We start from the raw sequence: 713 nt of genomic DNA on the forward strand, positions 1-713 counted from the left end.
ATGCGCCAGCCACGAAAGTTGGAGACGCCGAAATAGCGCAGCTTGCCCTGGCGGATCAGGTCGGCGATCGCCCGCACCGGCTCTTACAGCGGCGCATCGAAGACGGCGCGGTGGAAGTAGAACAGGTCGATATAGTCTGTTCCAAGGCGGCGCAGGCTGTTCTCGACGGTCTGGATCACCCATTTGCGCGAATGGCCGCCGAGATTAGGCCCTTTGTCGTGCGAGTTGACGAATTTGGTCGTCACGACCCAATGATCGCGCCTCGCCTTGATGCCGCGACCGACGACTTCCTCGGACTTGCCGTTGTGGTAGACGTCGGCGGTGTCAATGAAGTTGATGCCTTGCTAACGGCTTTGGCAGCGTCGCTCGACAGGGCTGGGACATCATGACGGAGTCGCGTTAGACATTCCAGCGAGACGAATATCGGTTTGAATCCTCGGGCTGCCGCCCAACAATGCTGAACCATATCGTGTCAAGGCTTGCAACGACCGAAGACGCAACTGGCGCATATTGCACTTGGCTGTCAAGGTCGGGAATAGGGTCAGAACCTGCCCGTGATCTTGCATTCAGGGAACGTCCGAGAAGGGTCGATAGTGTTGAAGAAGTCGGCGATGAAGCCGTGGATCCGCTCGCACCGAAGCGTCTTGATTAAGGTCGACGCGACCTCCTCGCCTTAAGTGGCTCGGACGTTTGTTCCGAGGGTGCAAATCTTG

The 713-nt window shown here is 57.9% G+C and carries 1 pseudogene; it reads right to left on the reverse strand.

Annotation, left to right across the window (positions count from 1 at the left end):
* Positions 1 to 344: pseudogene (locus tag NKH33_RS33140) on the reverse strand (aldo/keto reductase); the annotation flags it as partial.
* Positions 345 to 713: the final 369 nt, after the last annotated feature.

Source organism: Mesorhizobium sp. M1182, assembly GCF_040318335.1.
In the GTDB taxonomy this organism is placed as follows: Bacteria; Pseudomonadota; Alphaproteobacteria; order Rhizobiales; family Rhizobiaceae; genus Mesorhizobium.